The 18128-nt window shown below is 68.7% G+C and carries 22 protein-coding genes; 15 read left to right on the top strand and 7 right to left on the bottom strand.

The features are described 5' to 3' along the window. Positions 1-40: 40 nt before the first annotated feature. Positions 41-397, bottom strand: coding sequence for a hypothetical protein (locus ACP7AZ_RS10725; RefSeq protein ID WP_426038645.1), 357 nt, complete (start codon positions 395-397; stop codon positions 41-43). 160 nt (positions 398-557) lie between these two features. On the opposite strand from ACP7AZ_RS10725, the gene ACP7AZ_RS10720 reads away from it, so the two are divergent. Together ACP7AZ_RS10720 and ACP7AZ_RS10715 are read left to right on the top strand one after the other, a co-directional pair. Further along, a complete protein-coding gene (locus ACP7AZ_RS10720; RefSeq protein ID WP_426038644.1) occupies positions 558-905 on the top strand; it encodes a YMGG-like glycine zipper-containing protein in 348 nt (115 codons plus the stop codon). Positions 906-987: 82 nt separating this feature from the next. Beyond that, complete coding sequence (locus ACP7AZ_RS10715; protein ID WP_426038643.1) at positions 988-1440, top strand: OmpA family protein; 453 nt, start codon at positions 988-990, stop codon at positions 1438-1440. Here ACP7AZ_RS10715 and ACP7AZ_RS10710 read toward each other — a convergent pair. Beyond that, on the bottom strand, positions 1437-2321 hold the full coding sequence (locus ACP7AZ_RS10710) for a methyltransferase domain-containing protein (RefSeq protein WP_426038642.1): 885 nt from the start codon (positions 2319-2321) through the stop codon (positions 1437-1439). The genes ACP7AZ_RS10715 and ACP7AZ_RS10710 overlap by 4 nt on opposite strands. Between ACP7AZ_RS10710 and ACP7AZ_RS10705 the strand changes: the two genes are divergently transcribed. The 7 genes from ACP7AZ_RS10705 (at position 2320) to ACP7AZ_RS10675 (ending at position 6716) form a co-directional block, all read left to right on the top strand. Continuing rightward, the gene (locus tag ACP7AZ_RS10705) at positions 2320-3144 is read left to right on the top strand and encodes a ComF family protein (protein ID WP_426038641.1); all 825 of its coding nucleotides are present in this window, start codon (positions 2320-2322) and stop codon (positions 3142-3144) included. The two genes, ACP7AZ_RS10710 and ACP7AZ_RS10705, sit on opposite strands and share 2 nt — an antisense overlap. Before the next feature lie 69 nt (positions 3145-3213). Continuing rightward, entirely contained in the window at positions 3214-3471 is a 258-nt protein-coding gene (gene grxC, locus ACP7AZ_RS10700) for a glutaredoxin 3 (protein WP_426038640.1), read from the top strand. Then, entirely contained in the window at positions 3471-4307 is an 837-nt protein-coding gene (locus tag ACP7AZ_RS10695) for a carbon-nitrogen hydrolase family protein (RefSeq protein WP_426038639.1), read from the top strand. The genes grxC and ACP7AZ_RS10695 overlap by 1 nt, the downstream gene beginning before the upstream one ends. After that, positions 4304-4738 carry a DUF1178 family protein gene (locus ACP7AZ_RS10690; protein ID WP_426038638.1) on the top strand — a complete coding sequence of 145 codons (435 nt, stop codon included), beginning with the start codon at positions 4304-4306 and terminating at the stop codon, positions 4736-4738. Before ACP7AZ_RS10695 ends, ACP7AZ_RS10690 begins: the two co-directional genes overlap by 4 nt. Positions 4739-4893: 155 nt before the next feature. Continuing rightward, positions 4894-5715, top strand: a complete 822-nt coding sequence (locus ACP7AZ_RS10685; protein WP_426038637.1) for an AraC family transcriptional regulator — start codon at positions 4894-4896, stop codon at positions 5713-5715. Between the two features lie 42 nt (positions 5716-5757). Further along, a complete protein-coding gene (locus tag ACP7AZ_RS10680) occupies positions 5758-6225 on the top strand; it encodes a DUF6265 family protein (protein WP_426038636.1) in 468 nt (155 codons plus the stop codon). Further along, on the top strand, positions 6180-6716 hold the full coding sequence (locus tag ACP7AZ_RS10675; protein ID WP_426038635.1) for a GNAT family N-acetyltransferase: 537 nt from the start codon (positions 6180-6182) through the stop codon (positions 6714-6716). Before ACP7AZ_RS10680 ends, ACP7AZ_RS10675 begins: the two co-directional genes overlap by 46 nt. Here the strand turns inward: ACP7AZ_RS10675 and ACP7AZ_RS10670 are convergent. Together ACP7AZ_RS10670 and ubiG are read right to left on the bottom strand one after the other, a co-directional pair. After that, positions 6713-6919, bottom strand: a complete 207-nt coding sequence (locus ACP7AZ_RS10670; protein ID WP_426038634.1) for a hypothetical protein — start codon at positions 6917-6919, stop codon at positions 6713-6715. The two genes, ACP7AZ_RS10675 and ACP7AZ_RS10670, sit on opposite strands and share 4 nt — an antisense overlap. A gap of 99 nt (positions 6920-7018) precedes the next feature. Next, positions 7019-7795, bottom strand: a complete 777-nt coding sequence (gene ubiG, locus ACP7AZ_RS10665; protein WP_426038724.1) for a bifunctional 2-polyprenyl-6-hydroxyphenol methylase/3-demethylubiquinol 3-O-methyltransferase UbiG — start codon at positions 7793-7795, stop codon at positions 7019-7021. An 84-nt stretch (positions 7796-7879) separates the two neighbouring features. Here ubiG and ACP7AZ_RS10660 point away from each other — a divergent pair, with 84 nt between their 5' ends. The 5 genes from ACP7AZ_RS10660 (at position 7880) to ACP7AZ_RS10640 (ending at position 14223) form a co-directional block, all read left to right on the top strand. Continuing rightward, entirely contained in the window at positions 7880-9154 is a 1275-nt protein-coding gene (locus ACP7AZ_RS10660) for an aspartate kinase (RefSeq protein WP_426038633.1), read from the top strand. A 67-nt stretch (positions 9155-9221) separates the two neighbouring features. Then, entirely contained in the window at positions 9222-11474 is a 2253-nt protein-coding gene (gene ptsP / locus ACP7AZ_RS10655) for a phosphoenolpyruvate--protein phosphotransferase (protein WP_426038632.1), read from the top strand. 254 nt (positions 11475-11728) lie between these two features. Beyond that, on the top strand, positions 11729-12772 hold the full coding sequence (locus tag ACP7AZ_RS10650) for a helix-turn-helix domain-containing protein (protein WP_426038631.1): 1044 nt from the start codon (positions 11729-11731) through the stop codon (positions 12770-12772). Between the two features lie 198 nt (positions 12773-12970). After that, the gene (ispG, locus tag ACP7AZ_RS10645) at positions 12971-14107 is read left to right on the top strand and encodes a flavodoxin-dependent (E)-4-hydroxy-3-methylbut-2-enyl-diphosphate synthase (RefSeq protein WP_426038630.1); all 1137 of its coding nucleotides are present in this window, start codon (positions 12971-12973) and stop codon (positions 14105-14107) included. Then, positions 14104-14223, top strand: a complete 120-nt coding sequence (locus ACP7AZ_RS10640) for a glutathione S-transferase N-terminal domain-containing protein (RefSeq protein ID WP_426038629.1) — start codon at positions 14104-14106, stop codon at positions 14221-14223. Before ispG ends, ACP7AZ_RS10640 begins: the two co-directional genes overlap by 4 nt. Before the next feature lie 7 nt (positions 14224-14230). Here the strand turns inward: ACP7AZ_RS10640 and ACP7AZ_RS10635 are convergent, their stop codons facing one another. From ACP7AZ_RS10635 to zapE, 3 genes are all read right to left on the bottom strand, one after another. Beyond that, positions 14231-14998: a sulfite exporter TauE/SafE family protein gene (locus ACP7AZ_RS10635; protein ID WP_426038628.1), complete on the bottom strand. Its 768-nt coding sequence runs from the start codon at positions 14996-14998 to the stop codon at positions 14231-14233. Between the two features lie 181 nt (positions 14999-15179). Further along, positions 15180-15719 carry a YbjN domain-containing protein gene (locus ACP7AZ_RS10630; protein ID WP_426038627.1) on the bottom strand — a complete coding sequence of 180 codons (540 nt, stop codon included), beginning with the start codon at positions 15717-15719 and terminating at the stop codon, positions 15180-15182. Between the two features lie 65 nt (positions 15720-15784). Then, positions 15785-16909 carry a cell division protein ZapE gene (gene zapE, locus ACP7AZ_RS10625; RefSeq protein WP_426038626.1) on the bottom strand — a complete coding sequence of 375 codons (1125 nt, stop codon included), beginning with the start codon at positions 16907-16909 and terminating at the stop codon, positions 15785-15787. Between the two features lie 168 nt (positions 16910-17077). On the opposite strand from zapE, the gene ACP7AZ_RS10620 reads away from it, so the two are divergent. Further along, entirely contained in the window at positions 17078-18124 is a 1047-nt protein-coding gene (locus ACP7AZ_RS10620) for an aspartate-semialdehyde dehydrogenase (protein ID WP_426038625.1), read from the top strand. Positions 18125-18128 lie beyond the last annotated feature (4 nt).

Below are 18128 nucleotides of genomic sequence, written 5' to 3'. Positions count from 1 at the left end.
CCGAACGCGTCGTTTCGCCGGTCGTTCCGGCGAAGCTTCACTATTGCTTCTGGAGTTTCTCGGCCGTGGTCGCCGCGCCGGCTTCCAGAGCGTCGCCGGTCTTCTCTGCGGCCGCGCCCGCCTTGTCGACGGCGACCTCGGCGGCCTCGGGGGCCTGGCCGATCAGTTTTCTGCCCTGATCGACGCCGGCGGTGATCCAGCCGTCCATCATGGCCCCGCCCTCGGCCAGCGACTGCTCCTTGACGCCCAGCACCGCAGTCAGAACGCCGAACAGCGCCAGCAGGGTGACGATCAGGCCCACGAACCCGCCTCCGCCACCGCCTCGCCGTTTCGAGCGGGCCCACACAGGGCTGGCGTGGTCGTCGTCCGCCATACGGACCGGTTCAGGAAAACGCATCATAAAAACCCCCTCGGACTGCCGTGATGCGGACCACGCCCCTCGCGCGCCCGCACTGCAGTCATATGTCATCGTTAACCGGGAGCATAGGCGCGGAACCTCTGCCATAATCCAGCGTTCTCGCTCCCGGGGCGAAACATCAGGAATGAAGGACCATCCTATGAACAAGGCAATTCTCGCGATCGGGGCCGCAGGTCTGCTGGCCACGGCCTGCGCCAGCGACCCGTACGGCAACAGCAGCAGCAACCAGACCGTCCGCCAGGGCGCCATCGGCGCCGGCCTCGGCGCAGTCGCCGGCGCCATCATCGGCAACAACGTTGGTTCGGGTAACGCCGCGACCGGCGCTCTCATCGGCGGCCTCGCCGGCGGCGCCGTCGGCGCTGTCCGCGGCTCGCAAGCCGACCGCAACGCCCAGCAGCGCTACCGCGATAACCGCGGCAGTTACTACTATTGCTACGATAACCGCCAGGACGAGTGCTATTGGGAAAACGGTCAGCGTCGCTACTAGGATACTGAACCGCAAGGTTTTTCAGGGCGGCTCGTCGACGGCGGGCCGCCCTTTCCGTGAGAGAATTCAGGGAGGCGGCGACATGACGATGAAATCGACGATTCTGGCGGCCAGTTTGGCGGCTATGGCGCTGGCGGGGTGTTCAAGCCTGCGGACGCCCAGTCGTGACGAGCTGGTAACCGAGCCCTCGGCCTGCGCCGCCAAGCGGTTCGACATCTATTTCGCCGAGGACCAGGCGAGCCTGACGCCGGCCGCGCGGACGGCGATCGGCCTGACCGCGACCCAACTTCAGGGCTGCGAGATCAAGACCGTCCAGGTGCTGGGCCTGGCGTCGTCTACGGGCAGCGCCGACGCCAATCAGGCCCTGTCCGAGCAACGCGCCCTCGCAGTGGCCGAGGCCCTGACCGCCGCCGGATGGCCGACGCCCGCTTTTGAACTCACCGCTGCAGGTGATCAGGGCGCCACCACGCCCTCAGGCGTGGCCGAACCCCTGCGCCGCCGCACCGAAGTCCTGGTTGAGGCCGCGCCCCGCTAGGGATCGTGCCGTCCGTGCTCGACGACGCCCAGCGCGTCGGCGAGCCGGACCCTGGCCGATCCGCGCGGCAGCGGTTTCGGCTGGCTCTCATGCGGCGCCCAGCCCGCCAGGTTCACGATCTCGAACGTGACCGGAATGCGACCATCGGCCTCGCCATATCGCTCTGAATAGAGGGCGGCCGCCCGCGCGATGATCGGCCGGGTCAGGGGCCGGACCGCGCCCGCCAGCACATTGGTCTCGCCCATGGCGCGCAGGTCGCGGATCAGGGCGAACAGGTCCGGATAGCGAACCGTCAACCGATCCACGTCCGCCACCGGCAGGGCGAACCCGGCCCGCTGCAGCAGGCCCGCCCCGTCGAAGCCGTCGGCAAAGGGAGAGACCCGCGCCTGGGCCCCGCCGCGTTCGGCCAGCTCCGCCTCGGTCAGCACGCCGCGCAGTTCCTTTAGCGTCCCCGCGCCCAGCAGCGTCCCCAGAAACAGCCCGTCCGGCTTCAGCGTCCGCCGGATCTGGCTCAGCGCGCCGGGCAGGTCGTTGGCCCAGTGCAAGGTCATCAAAGACACGATCAGATCAGCCGACCCCGGCTCGATGTCCAGGGTCCTGGCGCCCGGTCCGGCGCGATCCGTCCGATCCCCGACCGCGCGCGGCGGTCCGACCCGGCCAGCGGCATCGCTCCCGGCCAGAGCCTGAGCGAACGGTCCCGGATGCGCAGACAGGTCGACGGCGACCGGAAACTCCCGCAAGGTCGCTTCGAGACTCAGAACGGCGTTCTCGGCGGCGCGGTGGTGCAGGAAGTCGGCGTCAGCGAAACGGCGCTCCGACCGCACCAGCCGGGCCGCCCGCCGCGCGGCGTCGAAGATCAGGGGAGGGCCGGTTTCGGTCATGGCTGTTCAGGATGGGGGCTGGAGCGAGCGTTGGGAAGACGGCCGGTCGCGGATCGGTCGAAGCCTGACGTCTTTCGGCCGGGGTCTGGCCGACCTGATCCTGCCGCCCATGGCCCATGACAGCCGCGAAGCGACGGCCGCCGCCGGCCTGACCGCCGGCGCCTGGAGCCGGGTGATCTTTCTTGAAGACCCCGTCTGCGACGGCTGCGGGGCGGCGTTCGAATACGACGGCGGCGACTTCGCCTCCGACCGCTGCGCCGCCTGTCTGGCCCGGCCCTACGCCTTCGCCCGCGCCCGCGCCCGCGCCCGCGCCCGCGCCGCCTGCGTCTACGACAACGCCTCGCGCGGCCTGATCCTGAAGTTCAAGCACGGCGACCAGCAGCAGTTCGCATCTCTGTTCGCCCGCTGGCTGGGCCGGGCCGCCGCGCCCCTGGTCGAGGACTGCGACGCCGTCGTGCCCGTGCCGCTGCATCGCTCGCGCCTGCTGGCCCGGCGCTTCAACCAGGCCGCCGAGATCGCGCGGCCGATCGCCCGGGCGGCGAACCGCGACTATCTGCCCGAGGCCCTGATCCGCGCCCGCGCCACCGAAACCCAGGGCGGACGCAGCCTGCGCGGCCGCAAGCTGAATGTGAAATCGGCCTTCGCCGTGTCCGAAGCTGCTGCGCGACAGGTACGCGGGCGGCGCATCCTGCTGGTCGACGACGTCCTGACCACCGGAGCGACGGCCGAGGCCTGCACCCGCGCGCTTCTCGAGGCCGGCGCCCGCGCCGTGGACCTGGCCGTCATCGCGAGGGTGCGAACGGCGCGGGAACTGCCTAGATAGGGGAACAGTTCGATCCGTACGCCTTGCACCGTGCACGGTCGATCACACTGATTTTTCGGAGTTGCCGCCTTGGCCGACGTCGTCCTCTACACCAAACCCGGTTGCCCCTACTGCATGGCCGCCATGGGCCTGCTGGCGCGCAAAGGCGTCGACTTCATCGAGATCGTGGCCTCCAACGACCCGGAGAAGAAGGCCGAGATGATCCAGAAATCGGGCGGCAAGGCCACCTTCCCGCAGATCTTCATCGACGGAAAACACATCGGCGGCTCCGACGACATGCACGCCCTGGACCGGCGCGGCCAGCTCGACGAGCTTCTGGCCGCCTGATGTCTTCGGGCCTGCCCATCGCCCTGATCCAGACCCGCACCCCGGGGACGCAGGCTGCGGCGCTGGCCCATGTAGAGCCCCTGATCCGGCAGGCGGCGGCGCACGGGGCGAAATTCATTCTGACGCCCGAGGGGTCGAACCTGCTGGAACAGCGCAAGGACCGCCGCGGTCTCTCCATCGTCAGCGAACGGCAGGACGCCGTCGTCCTGGGCCTGCGCCATCTGGCGGCGGAGCTGGACGTCTGGATCCTGATGGGCTCAGCCATCGTCAAGTCGGAGCAGGCCGGAGACGACCGGGCCGCCAACCGTTCCCTGCTGATCGACGCCCACGGCGGCATCGTCGCCCGCTATGACAAGCTGCACGTGTTCGACGTCGACCTGCCGAATGGCGAGACTTACCGCGAGAGCTCGACGATCCGGCCCGGCGACGGCGCGGTCGTAGCCGACACGCCCTGGGGCCGTCTGGGCCTGACGGTCTGCTACGACATCCGCTTCCCACACCTGTTCCGCCAGCTGGCCAAGGCCGGCGCCGGCATGATCTCGGTTCCGGCCGCCTTCACCGTCCCGACGGGCGAGGCCCACTGGGAGACCCTGCTGCGCGCCCGCGCCATCGAGACCGGCGCCTTCGTCCTGGCTCCCGCCCAGGGCGGGACGCACGAGGACGGCCGCAGGACCTGGGGCCGCTCGACCGTCGTCGGTCCCTGGGGCGAGGTGATCGCCAAGCTGGATCACGACGAGCCGGGCGTGCTGTACGCGAAGCTGGACTTCTCGGCCGTCGAGAAGGCCCGGTCTTCCGTGCCCGCCCTGCGTCACGACCGGGAGTTCACGGCGCCATGATCCGTTACGCCCTCGTCTGCGATCACGCCCACCCGTTCGAAGCCTGGTTCGGGTCGTCCGACGCCTATGACGATCAGGCGGCGCGCGGCCTCGTCGAATGCCCCTTCTGCGGCTCCCACGCCGTATCGAAACAGATCATGGCGCCGGCCCTCGCGGGCACGAAGACTCGCGGCGCCGATCCCGATCTGGCGGCCCGGGTCCAGACGATGATGATGCAGGCCGCCCGCGAGGTGCGCAGCCATGTCGAGCAGAATTTTGACTATGTCGGGGATTCGTTCGCCCGCGAAGCCCGCGCCATCCACGAGGGCGCCGCCGAGAAGCGCGAGATCTACGGCGAAGCCACGCCCGCCGAGGTCAGGGCGCTGAAGGAGGACGGCGTCCCCTGCGCCGCCCTGCCGCCAGTCCCGGTGGATCCGGCCAAGACGAACTGAGGTCCCTTCCCTCCGTGCATCCCGGCCAGGGCCGGGATCCAGATCACGGACACGGGCAGGTTGGACGACGGACCTGGGCCCCCTGAAACGCGTCATTCCATCTAGACCCCGGCCTTCGCCGGAGTGCGCGGTAGGAGGGGTTGGGGGATCGCCGCTTGAGCACTGAAGACCGTTACGCCGAGTTTCCGCCGCCGCCGTCCCTTGCCCCCTGGGTCAAGGTGGTCTGGACCTACGCCAGTCCCGAGCCGTCGGACACCGTCCAGCGGATCGCCCCGGACGGCTGTCCCGAACTGATCCTCGACATCGGCGCGCCGTATGAAGAGCAGGGGCCGAACGGCGTCTGGAGCCTCCAGCCCAGGGCCCTGTTCGCCGGCCAGATGACCCGACCCATCGCCATCCGTCCGGTCGGGCCGGTGGAGCTCGTCGCTGTCCGTTTCCATCCCGACGGCGCGAGGGATTGGCTGGACGCTTCGTTGAGCACCGCCACAGACCAGCGGCTGGACATGGTCGCGCGGCTTGTGGGCGTCGCCCCGCCTGCCGGCGATCCGGAGGCGCAGGCGAAGGCCATGACCGACCGGCTGGAGGCGCTGCGACTCCAACAGGGCTGGACCGTCGATCCGGTCGTCCGCGCCGAGGTCGAGGCGATGATGGACGATGCGCCCGCCGCAGTGCGCGCCCCCGCCGGCCAGCGCGCGATGCAGCGCCGCTTTCTCGACCGGGTCGGCGTCTCGCCCCGGATGCTGCGCTCCGCGCTGCGGTTCCGGCGGGTGTTCGACCATGCGCTGGAACCGACGCCCGAGGCGGGAGGCTGGCTGGAGGCGGGGCTGGGCGCCGGCTATTTCGACCAGCCGCAGATGGCACGCGACTTCCGCCGTTTCCTCGGCTGCACGGCGACCGAATGGGCGCGCGAACAGGTCGAACTGGCCCGCGCCATCGCGTCGCAAACCTACAAGCCTGGCCCGCCGCACCTAGCCTAGCCTTACCTCATCGCCGTCTGACGCGGCCTTGGAGGACAAACCATGATCCTGACCGCCCTGTTCGTCGCCGGCCTGACCCAGGCCGCGCCCATCACCGCCGACCAGTTGTCGTGGATGAGCGGCTACTGGCTGTCGTGCGACGGCGGCCGCGAGGTCTCGGAAACCTGGACCGATCCGCGCGGCGGGCTGATGGCGGGACACGCGGTGACCCTGCAGAACGGCCGGGCCAGTTTCGAACTGTCGCGCATCGCTCCGACCACGGCCGGAGCGCCCGGCGTCGCCTATTTCGCCGGGGTCGAGGGCGCGCGCGCCGTAGTCTTCCCCGTCGTGGAGGCTGGCGGGACGCGCGTGGTGTTCGAGAACGCCGCCCACGACTTTCCCCAGCGCGTCATCTACGAACGCGACGGAGATGTCCTGAAGGCCCGCATCGAGGGAGTTATGGGCGACCGGCAACAGGCGATGGCATGGGAATATCGCAAGGCGGACCTGAACGCGCGCTGCCCGGGCTGACCACCGGCTGGCGGTCGATGACGGCTGCGGATCTCGATCGCGTCGCCGGGATCGCCGTCATCGGTTTTCCCAACCATTTCGAGGGCCGGGACTGTTTCGAGAACCGGCTCGCCCTCAACCCGGCGGGCTGTTTCGTGCTCCAGACGCCGGGCGGGCTGGAGGGCTATCTGGTCGCCTATCCGTGGACGAGGGACGCAGCGCCGACGCTCAACACCCTGATCGAGGCGATTCCAGCGGACGCCTCGATCCTCTATCTGCACGACCTCGTCCTGACGCCCGCGATGCGGGGGCAGGGCTGGTCGAGGCCGGCGGTGGCCGCTGTGGTCGATCTGGCCAGGGCGAGCGGCCGGACGACGATCGCCCTGGTCGCCGTCAATGACGCCGTCGACTTCTGGCGCGGTCATGGCTTCGAGGTGCGCGAGACGCCGGAGATGGCGGCCAAACTGGCCAGCTACGGCTCAGACGCCCGCTATATGACGAGAGCGCTCTAGCTGCGGGTCCAGCCCTTTTCGGCCATGCAGACGACGAAGGCGTCGCGGCTTTCGGTGCGGTCGTCGCACTCCTCGCGGGCGGCGTCGAACGGCTGGGCATTGTTGCCGTGCCAGGAGTCGTCGCCGTCGGCGTCGATCACGGTGATGCAGCCCGAGGCCATCAGGGCGGCGGAGACGGTGGCGAGAATCAGCAGGCGTTTCATTGCGGAGGCTCCATTGCGATGGCTCCTCGTTGCCACCGCGCGCGGCCAAAATCCCGTTACAAGTCTGACAGCTGGATGAAATCTCCGTAAGCTTTGCGGTCAGTCCCGTGTGGCCAGCATCATGTAGTTGACGTCGGCCCCGGCGCTCTCGCTCCAGCGGTCGCTGAGCGGCGAATAGTTCAGGCCGAAGGGGCCTGTCACCGCTACCGGCTCGGTCGACAGCATCGACCGGATCTCGTCCGGCTTGAGGAATTGACGCCAGTCGTGCGTGCCCGCAGGCACCCAGCGCAGGATGTATTCGGCCGCGATCTTGCCAAGCGCCAGCGACTTCAGCGTCCGGTTCAGGGTGGCGACGACCAGGATCCCGCCGGGCGCGATCAACCGCGCACAGGCCCGGATGAAGGCCTCCGGGTCGGCCACATGCTCGATGATTTCCAGCACCAGAACGACGTCGAACGGTCCCGCGCCTTCCGCTTCGACCTGCTCCACCGTCGCGGCGCGATAGGCGATGTCGAGACCCTGTTCGGCCGCATGGGCCCGGGCCGTGCCGATGTTCTCGGATGAGGCGTCGACGGCGGTGACGGCAAACCCCATTCGCCTCATCGGCTCGGCGATCAGGCCGCCGCCGCAGCCGATGTCGATCAGGCTCAGGCCCTCGAACGGCGCGCGCGTCCTGGGGTCGCGCCCGAACCGTTCGGCCACCCGGTCGCGGATGAAGGCCAGCCGCGCCGGGTTGAACCGGTGCAGGGGGGCGAACGGGCCGCTCGCGTCCCACCATTCCGCCGCCTGGGCCGAGAACCGGGCCACGTCGGCGGGATCGATGCTGGCGCCTTCGGCTATATCGGCAAAACCCTGCCCCGTTTGGGGTTTGCGCATCGTCGACGGGTCGGTAGAAGCGGCCATGGCGGCAAGGGTGAACCCCTTTTGCGGCTTTCTGGCAAGACGGGGACGAACGCCACGATGACGCGGCCGACCAACACACGACTGGTGATGAAGTTCGGCGGCACGTCGATGGGCGACCTCGAGCGCATTCGTCGCGCCGCCCGGATCATCGCCGCCGAGGTCAAGGCCGGCCATTCGGTGGCCGTCGTCGTCTCGGCAATGGCGGGCAAGACCAATGAACTGGTGGCCTGGACGGACGGCGCGGGAAGCGCCGCCGCCGGCCTGCCGCTGTCGGACGATGAGTACGACGTCGTCGTCGCCTCGGGCGAACAGGTGACCTCAGGTCTTCTGGCCATCACCCTGCGCAACATGGGCCTGAACGCGCGCAGCTGGATGGGCTGGCAGATTCCGATCCTCACCGACGAGGATCACGCCCGCGCTCGCATCGTCGACGTGCCGGGCGAGACACTGGGCGCCGCGCTGGACGCCGGGGAGATCGCGGTCATCCCGGGCTTCCAGGGCGTCTCGCCGACCGGCCGGATCACCACCCTGGGCCGGGGCGGATCGGACACCTCGGCCGTGGCCGTGGCCGCCGCTCTGGGTTGCGGCTGCGACATCTATACGGACGTGGACGGGGTCTATACGACCGACCCGCGCATCGAGAGCCGGGCCCGCCGGCTGGAAAAGGTCTCCTACGAGGAGATGCTGGAAATGGCGTCGCTCGGGGCCAAGGTGCTCCAGACCCGATCGGTCGAACTGGCCATGGGCATGCAGGTCCCGGTGCGCGTGCTGTCCAGCTTCATCGAACCCGACGAAAACGGCGTGTTGCCCGCCAAGTCCGGCACCCTGATCTGCGACGAGGAGGAAATCGTGGAAAAACGCATCGTGTCCGGCGTGACCATGAGCCGCGACGAGGCCCGTATCACCCTGCTGGGCCTGTCCGACCGGGTCGACGCCCCCGCCGATGTCTTCACCCGCCTGGCCGAGGCCAGCGTCAACGTGGACATGATCGTCCAGTCCCAGGCCCGCACCGAGGGGGCGGTCAACCTGACCTTCACCACCGGCCGGCGAGACGCCGCGCGCGCCGCCGAACTGATGCGCGCGGCCCAGAAGGACATCGGCTTCGAGGAAATCCGCGTCGACGAGGACGTGGCCAAGGTCTCGGTCGTCGGCGTCGGCATGCGCAGTCACGCGGGTGTCGCCCAGACCATGTTCAAGGCCCTGGCGGACAAGGGCGTGAAGTTCCAGGCCATCTCGACCTCGGAAATCAAGATCAGCGTCCTGATCGACGCCGCCTATGCCGAGCTGGCCGTTCGCGCCCTGCATTCGGCCTATGGGCTGGAAGCGGTATAGTATCGGCTGAACCCGTCCCCATCCCGGGGGCGGACAGGGAGACCGGATGGCCATAGCGGGCGGAGCGATGACCAGGGGACCTCGCGTCCTCCTGCGCCAGATCCGCGAGGCGATGGCCGATGGCGGTCCCGCCCAGGGTCGTCTGGACGTCGTGGTCACCACCATCGCCCAGTCGATGGTGGCCGAGGTCTGCTCCATCTATCTGCGCCGGGCCTCGGGCGAGCTTGAGCTGTTCGCCACCCACGGCCTGAACCGCGACGCCGTCCACGCCACCCGCCTGAAGCCCGGCGAGGGTCTGGTCGGCGAGGTGGCGCGCCTGGCCCAGCCGATCAGCCTGTCGGACGCGCCGAGCCACCCCAGCTTCTCCTACCGGCCGGAGACGGGCGAGGATCCCTATCATGCCTTCCTCGGCGCCCCGCTGCTGCGTGGAGGTCGGGCCATCGGCGTCCTGGTCGTCCAGAACCGGGCCGAGCGCCGCTACGATCCCGACGAGGTCGAGGACATCCAGACCATCGCCATGGTCCTGGCCGAGACCGTCGCTTCGGGCGAACTGCTGGCCCAGGAGGAGCTGCGTGACATCGAGGTCGCGCCCCACCGGCCCGAACGCATCAAGGGCCAACGATTCGCCGAAGGTCTGGCCTTCGGCCGCGTGGTCCTGCACGAGGCGCCCCTGCCGCCGGAACGGCTTCTGGCCGAGAACCAGCAGGTCGAGGAAATCCGCCTGCGCGAGGGGCTCACGGTCCTCAAGACCTCCATCGACGCCCTGCTCGACGGCGGACAGGGCAAGCTGTCAGGCCAGTCGTTCGAGGTGCTGGAAACCTACCGCATGTTCGCCGACGACCGGGGCTGGAACCGGTCTCTGGAGGAGGCGGTCCGGGGCGGATTGACCGCCGAGGCGGCGGTCGACCGGGTGCGCAACGAACACCGCGCCCGCTTCGCCCAGGCCCGCGATCCCTATATCAAGGAACGGCTGCACGACTTCGAGGACCTGGCCAACCGGCTGCTGCGGGTGCTGGGCGGCGAGAAGCCGGGGCAGCGCGTCCTGCCCGACGACGCCATCCTCGTGGCGCGCAACCTCGGTCCGGCCGACCTGCTGGAGTATCCGCGGCACAAGCTGAAGGGCCTGCTGATCGAGGAAGGCTCGGCGGCCAGCCACGCCGCCATCGTCGCCCGCGCCCTCCAGATTCCCTGTGTCGGCCGTCTGCAGGGCGTGCGCGACCGGCTGAGCGAGGGCGACCTCGTCATCGTCGACGGAGAGACCGGCGAAGCGTATCTGCGACCCCGTCCCGACATGCTGGAATCGATCCAGTCGCGCATGGCCGTGCGCGAACAGCGGCAGGCCGAGTTCGCCAAGCTGCGCGACGTCCCGGCCGTGACCGTCGATGGAACCCGTATCACCCTGTTGACCAACGCTGGCCTTGCTGTCGACCTGGAGAACCTGGATGAGACCGGCGCCGAGGGCATCGGCCTTTTCCGCACCGAGTTCCAGTTCATGGTGTCGGAGGAACTGCCGCGCCTGAACTCCCAGACGGCCCTGTACAAACTGGTGCTCGACGCGGCCGGTGACCGGCCCGTCACCTTCCGCACCCTCGACATCGGCGGCGACAAGGTCCTGCCCTATATGGAGACCACCGAGCGGGAGGAGAATCCCGCCCTGGGACGGCGCGCCATCCGCCTGGGTCTCGACCGCCCCTCCCTGCTTCGTCTTCAGTTGCGCGCGCTTCTGGCCGCGGGGGCCGGGCGGGAGCTGCGCGTCATGTTCCCGATGATCGCCACGGTGGACGAATTCCGCGCCGCCCGGGAACTGGTCGATGTGGAATGCGAATGGGCCCGGCGTCGCGGTCGGCCCCTGCCCGCGACCCTGCGCGTCGGGGCGATGATCGAATGCCCAAGCCTGCTCTGGCACCTGGACGCCCTGCTGCCGATGACCGATTTCGTCTCGGTCGGCTCCAACGATCTGTTCCAGTACATGTACGCCGCCGACCGGACCAATCCCCTGGTCTCGGATCGCTACGACGCCCTGTCACCGCCGGCCCTGCGCGCCCTGCAATCGATCCAGAAGGCCTGCACCGAGACCGGAACGCCCGTTTCGGTCTGCGGCGAGCTGGCCGGCCGGCCGCTGGAGGCCTTCGCCCTGATCTGCCTCGGCTTCACCCGGCTGTCGGCGCCGGCGGGCGGCATCGGACCGGTCAAACGGATGATCCTGACGACCGATCTGACGGCGGCGAAACGCGGCATGAACAACCTGCTCGGATCATCGGCCGGATCGATCCGCAGCGAAATCGAAAGCCTGGCCCGGAAGTTGAACGTCGGTTTGTGATCCGTCCCGTCCGGGGACGGATTCAAGCTTAACAAGGCGTTGAACCGGCGGCTGAAATGGGTTATCCACAGGACGATATGAGTGGGCCTCCGGGGGGAGGCGGGATCCGTCATACCAACGTGGTAAGCGGGTCCTGGTCGAGTACGGCGCGGCTGGAATTCCCGGTCGGGCCGAGTGTGGGGCGACGCGTCATGGCGCTGGATACGGGGAATGTCCCCGATGAATTTCGGGCTCATCCGGACTGGAAGGACCCTGTGCCCTCCATCACAGACGCGGCGACTCTGGGCGACGGCCTGCGCAAGGCCCGCGAACTCTCCGGCAAGTCCATGGCCGAACTCTCCGCCGACACCCGGGTGCACCAGCGCTATCTGAACGCGCTCGAGGAAAACAATATCTCCGGCCTGCCGTCGCGCGTATTCGCCATCGGCTATGTGCGCGCCTATGCCGGCGCCCTGGGCCTCGACGAACAACTGGCGGTCGAACGCTACAAACGCGAGACGCCGGACGTCTCGGTGCCGCTGCAGGCGCCGACCGGCGTCGCCTTCGAGGAGGTGCGTCGCTATTCGCCGCGCATCGTCGGCGGCATCCTGATCGTGGTCGTGGCAGTCATCGGCTGGAACGTGTTCCAGCGCGTCAGCCTGATCCGCGCGCCCCAGCCCTCCGACATCGCCGAGGTTCCCGAAAGCTGGAGCCTCGGAGACGTTCCGGGCCAGAGCGGCCTGCGCGTCGGCGCGCCCCAACCGGCTCCGGCCGACCAGACTACGCCTGTCCTCTACATCACGCCCGGCCTGGAGGCGCAGTTGACCGGCGTCGATCCGTCCGACACCGCCGCCGTCGCGGCGGCTGCGGTGGCGAACGCCCCGCCCGTCCAGGCCGCCTTCAACCCGCGCGGCGCTGTCTACGGTGCCTCGGCCACCGCATCCCAGGTCGTGCTCCAGGCCCGCAAGACCGGCGCCCTGATCGTCAAACTGTCTGACGGCAGCGTCCTGTTCGCTCGCCAGCTCGCAGCCGGAGAGGCCTGGCGCGCTCCGATCGGCCTGTCCGGGACCATCGACGTTTCCGATCCCGCCGCCTTCGACGTCTATCTGAACGGAGAGCATGGCGGGGCCCTGCCCGCCGCACTGACGCCGCTCAGCCAGTTGAACACCCGCGCCGCCACCCTCGCCCGCCAGACCGCGGCCCAGGTCCAGGCCCAGGCCCTCGCCGCCCAGGCCGCAGCAGCCCGCGCGGCGGCCTCGACCCAGCAGGCGTCCATGGTTCAGGCCGTCTCGACCGGGCAGCAGACCTTGGCGCGCTGATCTCGTCTCCTCCCTGTCACGCAGCGATGGGGAGGTGGCAGCGAGCCCTTCGCGAGCTGACGGAGGGGTTCTTGCCGCACGCAGAACCCCTCCGTCTCTCCGCTACGCTTCGAGCCACCTCCCCACGCCTGCGGCGCAGGGAGGAGACAGCAAGCCGTCATGGCCTTGTCTCCGCTCCGCGCCTATATTGACCCTGTCATGAGCGACCATTCCCACATCCGTCCCTGGCGCCACATCGAGCGCCGGAAGTCTCGCCAGATCATGGTGGGCAATGTCGCGGTCGGCGGCGATGCCCCGATCAGCGTCCAGTCGATGACCAACACCCTGACCTCGGACGCCAATGCGACCATCGGTCAGATCCGCGAGCTGGAAGAGGCCGGGGCCGACATCGTCCGCGTCTCCTGCCCCGACGAGGCCTCGACGGCCGCCTTCCGCACCATCGCCCGTGAGGCGAAGGTCCCGCTCGTGGCCGACATTCATTTCCACTACAAACGCGGCATCGAGGCGGCCGAGGCCGGCGCTGCCTGTCTGCGCATCAATCCGGGCAATATCGGCAATGCCAGCCGCGTCCGCGACGTCATCCAGGCGGCCAAGGACCACGGCTGCTCCATGCGCATCGGCGTCAATGCCGGCTCGCTGGAGAAGGAATTGCTGGAGAAATACGGCGAGCCCTGCCCCGAGGCCATGGTCGAATCGGCCCTGAACCACGCCCGCATCCTGCAGGATCACGACTTCCACGAGTTCAAGATCTCGGTGAAGGCCTCCGATCCCTTCCTGACCGTCGCCGCCTACCAGCAGCTGGCCGAGGCCATCGACTGCCCGCTGCACCTCGGCGTCACCGAAGCCGGCCCGCTGCGTTCCGGCACGATCAAATCGGCCATCGGCATGGGCAATATGCTGTGGGCCGGGATCGGCGACACCATCCGGGTCAGTCTTGCCGCGGACCCGGTCGAGGAGATCAAGGTCGGGTTCGACATCCTCAAGTCGCTCGGCCTGCGCCACCGGGGCGTCAACATCATCGCCTGCCCGTCGTGCGCGCGTCAGGGCTTCAACGTCATCGAGACGGTCGGCCTCCTGGAAGAGAAGCTGGCCCATGTGACCACGCCCATGTCGCTGTCGATCATCGGCTGCGTCGTCAACGGCCCCGGCGAGGCGCTCTACACCGACGTGGGCTTCACCGGCGGCGGCGCCGGCTCGGGCATGGTCTACCTGAACGGCAAGATGGCCCACAAACTGGCCAATGGCGGGATGATCGAACACATCGTAGAGCTGGTGGAGGCCCGCGCGGCCGAACTGGACGCCGCCCGCAACGCCGCCCTCGAAGCCGCCGAGTGACGACGAAGCTCTACATCGCCGCCCCCTCGCCCTTCGCCCGCAAATGCCGCATCGTGGCCCGCCAGAAGGGGCTGGCCGACCGGATCGCGGAGATCGCGGTCGATCGCTACGCCTGATCCGGCCTCAGGCCAGCACGCCCGCCAGCTGCAATCCCTGGACGCCGGCCAGCAGCAACAGCACGATCCCGACTCCATAGGCGAGAACCCGCCGCGGCACCCGTTTGGCGATGAGGCCGGCGAAGGGCGCCGCCGCCAGCCCGCCGACCACCAGTCCGGCCACGGCTGAGGCATGGTTGGTCAGGGCGTCCGCGTCCTTCCAGTGTCCGGTCACCAGGGCCCAGACGAAGGTCGCCGAGATGGCCACTGTCAGAAAGAATTCGGCGGTGTTGACCGTGCCGATGGCGCGGCGCGGCTCCTGACCGGCCCCCACGAGGGTCGAGGACACCGTCGGGCCCCAGCCTCCACCGCCGATGGCGTCCAGAAAGCCGCCGATCAGCCCCAGCGGGGCAGTCACCCATGAGCGTATTCGGCGCAGGGGGATGTCATGCCCGGCGCGCCACAGGATGTAGACCCCCATCAGCGCCAGATAGGCGACCACGAACGGCTTGATGACCCTGCCGTCAATGCAGGCCAGCACATAGGCGCCCAGACAGCCGCCGATCACCCCGGCGACCGCAAGCGGCGTCAGCAGCCGCCAATCGACGTTGCGATGCCAGATATGGCTGCCGGCCGAGGCGGCGGTGGTGAAAACCTCAGCCCCGTGCACGCTGGCCGAGGCCGTAGCGGGCGGCACGCCCAAGGCCAGAAGCACCGACGACGATATCACTCCATAGGCCATGCCCAGGGCGCCATCGACCGCCTGGGCGACCAGGCCGACCAGCAGAAACAGCAAGAACGTGTCCATTCGGCCCCTGTAGGGTATCGATCGTGCGTCCCGGGAAGCGTCACCGGTCCCGCCTTAACCGATTTTACCCGATCGGGTTGCCTCGCTACACACCCTCAAACGGACTTGTCAGCGGCGACTCTCCGCCGCGCCGCCAGCACCTGGCGGCGGCCCCGCAAGAAACGAGGGCTCAGTTCGCCACCGCCCCCGCCTTCGGCGCCGCCACCGTGCGGCCGAGGTCGCTGGCGAGGCTGCGCCAGACCTGGATGGGATCGTCGAGCTGCTGCGGGCCCGCGCCCGCGCTCAGGAGGACGTCGTACTGGGCCACGGCCTGGGGGTCGGCGCCTTCGGTTTCTGGCGCGGCGTAGAAGGCCTTCACGAAGCGGCGGTCGCCGTTCCAGCGCGAGACGATGTCCGGCGTGGCGTCGGCTCCGGAGAAGACGGCCGTGAACTGCACGTCCGGGCAGGAGCCGTCGGTGCAGGAAAACAGGGTCATGACCCAGCGCATCGGGCCGTCATCGACGCGCAGATAGACCCGGTCGGCGTTCGTCTGGGGCGGGGCGACGGTCAGGCCGGCGGCGGTCAGCCGGCCGGTGATCTCCGCCACCGTCAGGCCATTCCAGCGGGCCGGGGCTGACTGGGTCGCGGGCGCAGCGGGCGCGTCCTGGGCGAGGGCCGGGGCGGCGGTGACGGCGAGGAGGGCGGCGGCGGCGGCGGCGAGGGATTTCATGGGCATGTTCCGTTGAGAGGGCGAGCCTAGAGGGCTTTGCGGCGAACGGAAGGCCGGCAAGGGGTTCAGTCCGTGTGCTCGGCCTGTTCCAGCCAGGACTGCGACGACATCTCGTTCAGACGGGACACCGTGCGTTCGAACTCGAAGGCGCCGTCGCCGGTCGGATAGAGGCTTTCGGGGGCGCCGGCCGCCATGGCGACCAGGCGTGTCTTGGCCTCATACAGGGCGTCGATCAGGGTGACGAAGCGGCGGGCGGCCTGTCGATTGTCGGGCGTCAACAGAGGCACGCCGTCGAGGAAGAGGGTGTGGAACCGCCCGGCGATAGCCAGATAGTCCTGCGGCCCCAGGGGCTGTTCGCACAGTTCGGCGAAGGTGGCGCGGGCTAGGCCGCCGGCGGTGCGCGCGATGACCACGTCGCGGCCCAGAACGGCCAGATGCGCCGGGCATTCGGGCATGTCGCCCTTCAGGTCGATCCACAGCTGTTCGAAACCCTCGCGGCGGGCGCCGGCCTCGCCCCCCTGCTGCTTTCCAAGGTCATACCAGACGCGGGAGGCCTTGATCCGGTCGAGCCGCCAGTCCCGCGCGCCCGAGAGCTCGACGACCTGGCAGCGCTCCTTGATCCGTTCGATGAAGGGGACGAACAGGGGGCGGTTGATGCCATCCTTGTAAAGGGCGTCCGGGGCGCGGTTGGAGGTGATGCAGACCACGACCTTCCTCTCGAACAGGGCGTCGAACAGCCGGCCCAGGATCATGGCGTCGGCGATGTCGGTGACCTGGAGCTCGTCGAAGCACAGCAGCCGCGCTTCCGAGGCGATCAGGGCGGCGACCGGCTCGATGGGGTCGTCGCCCTTGTGGGTTCCGAAGACGTCCTGACGGGTCTTTTTGTCACCCTCGCGCCACTGGCGGATCAGGTCGTGGACCCGGGCCATGAAGGCGTGAAAATGGGCGCGGGTCTTTCGCGTCTCCGGCGCGTTGGCGCAGAACAGGTCCATCAGGATGGATTTGCCGCGCCCGGGCGGGCCCCACAGGTAGACGCCCCGTACCTCGGAGACACCGCCGAACAGGCCTCGCCTGCCAAGGCCCTTCTCCAGGCGTGTCAGGGCGTCGACGGCCTTCTTCTGCGCCGCATCGGCGGTCCACTGGCCGGACTTGAGACGATCGGCATAAGCGCGGGCAATGTGTGACGGCATGGAACTGGGCCTTAACCGGCCCGCCTCCGGCTGAAAAGCGGTTGCTTCGCAGGCGCGAACGCCTAAATGCGGAACCCCGAGATTTGCTTATCTCGGACTCCCCAACTTTCGCGCTCAAGCAGCGAGCCACCGCGTGGCGAGCGTTAGCGCGTCCGAAGGACTACGCTTATGGGATATGTTGTCGCTATCGTCGGCGCCACCGGCAATGTCGGGCGCGAAATGCTGACCATCCTCGAGGAACTGGAGTTCCCCGTCGACGAGATGCACGCGGTCGCCTCGCGAAAATCCAAGGGGATGGATGTCGCCTGGGGCGACAAGACCATCAAATGCCAGGACATCGAGAGCTTCGACTTTTCCAGGGTCGACATCGTCCTGATGTCGGCAGGCGGGGACGTGTCGCGCGCCTGGTCCGAGAAGATCGGCAAGCTGGGCCCGATGGTGATCGACAACTCCTCGGCCTTCCGCAAGGACCCGGACGTGCCCCTGATCGTGCCCGAGGTGAACCCGGACGCGATCAAGCTGGCGGGCAGGAAGAACATCATCGCTAACCCCAACTGCTCGACCGCCCAGCTGGTGGTGGCGCTGAAGCCGCTGCACGACGCGGCGAAGGCGAAGCGGGTCGTCGTCTCGACCTATCAATCCGTGTCGGGCGCCGGCAAGGAAGGCATGGACGAGCTGTGGAACCAGACCAAGGCCATCTATGGCCTGGGCGACGCCAAGCCGAAGAAATTCCCCAAGCAGATCGCCTTCAACGTCATCCCCTACATCGGCTCGTTCAACGAGGACGGCTACACCGACGAAGAGCAGAAGATGTCGGACGAGACCCACAAGATGCTGGACCCGAACATCAAGCTGACGGTCACCTGCGTCCGCGTGCCGGTCTTCGTCGGCCACTCCGAGGCCGTGACGGTCGAGTTCGAAAAGCCGATCAGCCCCGACGAGGCGCGCGCCATCCTGCGCGAGGCGCCGGGCGTGCAGGTGATCGATAAGCAGGAGCACGACGGCTATATCACGCCCGTCGATGCGGCCGGCGAGCACGCCGTCTATGTCTCGCGCATCCGCAAGGATCACACGGTCGAGAACGGCCTGGTCTTCTGGGTGGTGTCCGACAACCTGCGCAAGGGCGCGGCCCTGAACGCGGTCCAGATCGCCCAGCTTCTGGACGAGACGGGCACGATCAAGCCGAAGAGCGGATACCGCAGCCTGACCGTCTAGGGCC

The sequence above is a fragment of the Brevundimonas sp. DC300-4 genome (assembly GCF_049897365.1).
Taxonomy (GTDB): domain Bacteria; phylum Pseudomonadota; class Alphaproteobacteria; order Caulobacterales; family Caulobacteraceae; genus Brevundimonas.
The sequence above is the reverse complement of the archived record's forward strand: the minus strand, read 5'-3'. Positions and strand labels throughout refer to the sequence as shown.

Bases quoted from the DNA above. Each gene is read 5' to 3' on its own strand.
- ACP7AZ_RS10725 (WP_426038645.1), bottom strand. From the start codon at position 397: ATGCGTTTTCCTGAACCGGTCCGTATGGCGGACGACGACCACGCCAGC.
- ACP7AZ_RS10720 (WP_426038644.1), top strand. From the start codon at position 558: ATGAACAAGGCAATTCTCGCGATCGGGGCCGCAGGTCTGCTGGCCACG.
- ACP7AZ_RS10715 (WP_426038643.1), top strand. From the start codon at position 988: ATGACGATGAAATCGACGATTCTGGCGGCCAGTTTGGCGGCTATGGCG.
- ACP7AZ_RS10705 (WP_426038641.1), top strand. From the start codon at position 2,320: ATGGCTGTTCAGGATGGGGGCTGGAGCGAGCGTTGGGAAGACGGCCGG.
- ACP7AZ_RS10710 (WP_426038642.1), bottom strand. From the start codon at position 2,321: ATGACCGAAACCGGCCCTCCCCTGATCTTCGACGCCGCGCGGCGGGCG.
- ACP7AZ_RS10695 (WP_426038639.1), top strand. From the start codon at position 3,471: ATGTCTTCGGGCCTGCCCATCGCCCTGATCCAGACCCGCACCCCGGGG.
- ACP7AZ_RS10690 (WP_426038638.1), top strand. From the start codon at position 4,304: ATGATCCGTTACGCCCTCGTCTGCGATCACGCCCACCCGTTCGAAGCC.
- ACP7AZ_RS10680 (WP_426038636.1), top strand. From the start codon at position 5,758: ATGATCCTGACCGCCCTGTTCGTCGCCGGCCTGACCCAGGCCGCGCCC.
- ACP7AZ_RS10675 (WP_426038635.1), top strand. From the start codon at position 6,180: ATGGGAATATCGCAAGGCGGACCTGAACGCGCGCTGCCCGGGCTGACC.
- ACP7AZ_RS10670 (WP_426038634.1), bottom strand. From the start codon at position 6,919: ATGAAACGCCTGCTGATTCTCGCCACCGTCTCCGCCGCCCTGATGGCC.
- ubiG (WP_426038724.1), bottom strand. From the start codon at position 7,795: ATGCGCAAACCCCAAACGGGGCAGGGTTTTGCCGATATAGCCGAAGGC.
- ACP7AZ_RS10660 (WP_426038633.1), top strand. From the start codon at position 7,880: ATGACGCGGCCGACCAACACACGACTGGTGATGAAGTTCGGCGGCACG.
- ptsP (WP_426038632.1), top strand. From the start codon at position 9,222: ATGACCAGGGGACCTCGCGTCCTCCTGCGCCAGATCCGCGAGGCGATG.
- ispG (WP_426038630.1), top strand. From the start codon at position 12,971: ATGAGCGACCATTCCCACATCCGTCCCTGGCGCCACATCGAGCGCCGG.
- ACP7AZ_RS10630 (WP_426038627.1), bottom strand. From the start codon at position 15,719: ATGAAATCCCTCGCCGCCGCCGCCGCCGCCCTCCTCGCCGTCACCGCC.
- zapE (WP_426038626.1), bottom strand. From the start codon at position 16,909: ATGCCGTCACACATTGCCCGCGCTTATGCCGATCGTCTCAAGTCCGGC.
- ACP7AZ_RS10620 (WP_426038625.1), top strand. From the start codon at position 17,078: ATGGGATATGTTGTCGCTATCGTCGGCGCCACCGGCAATGTCGGGCGC.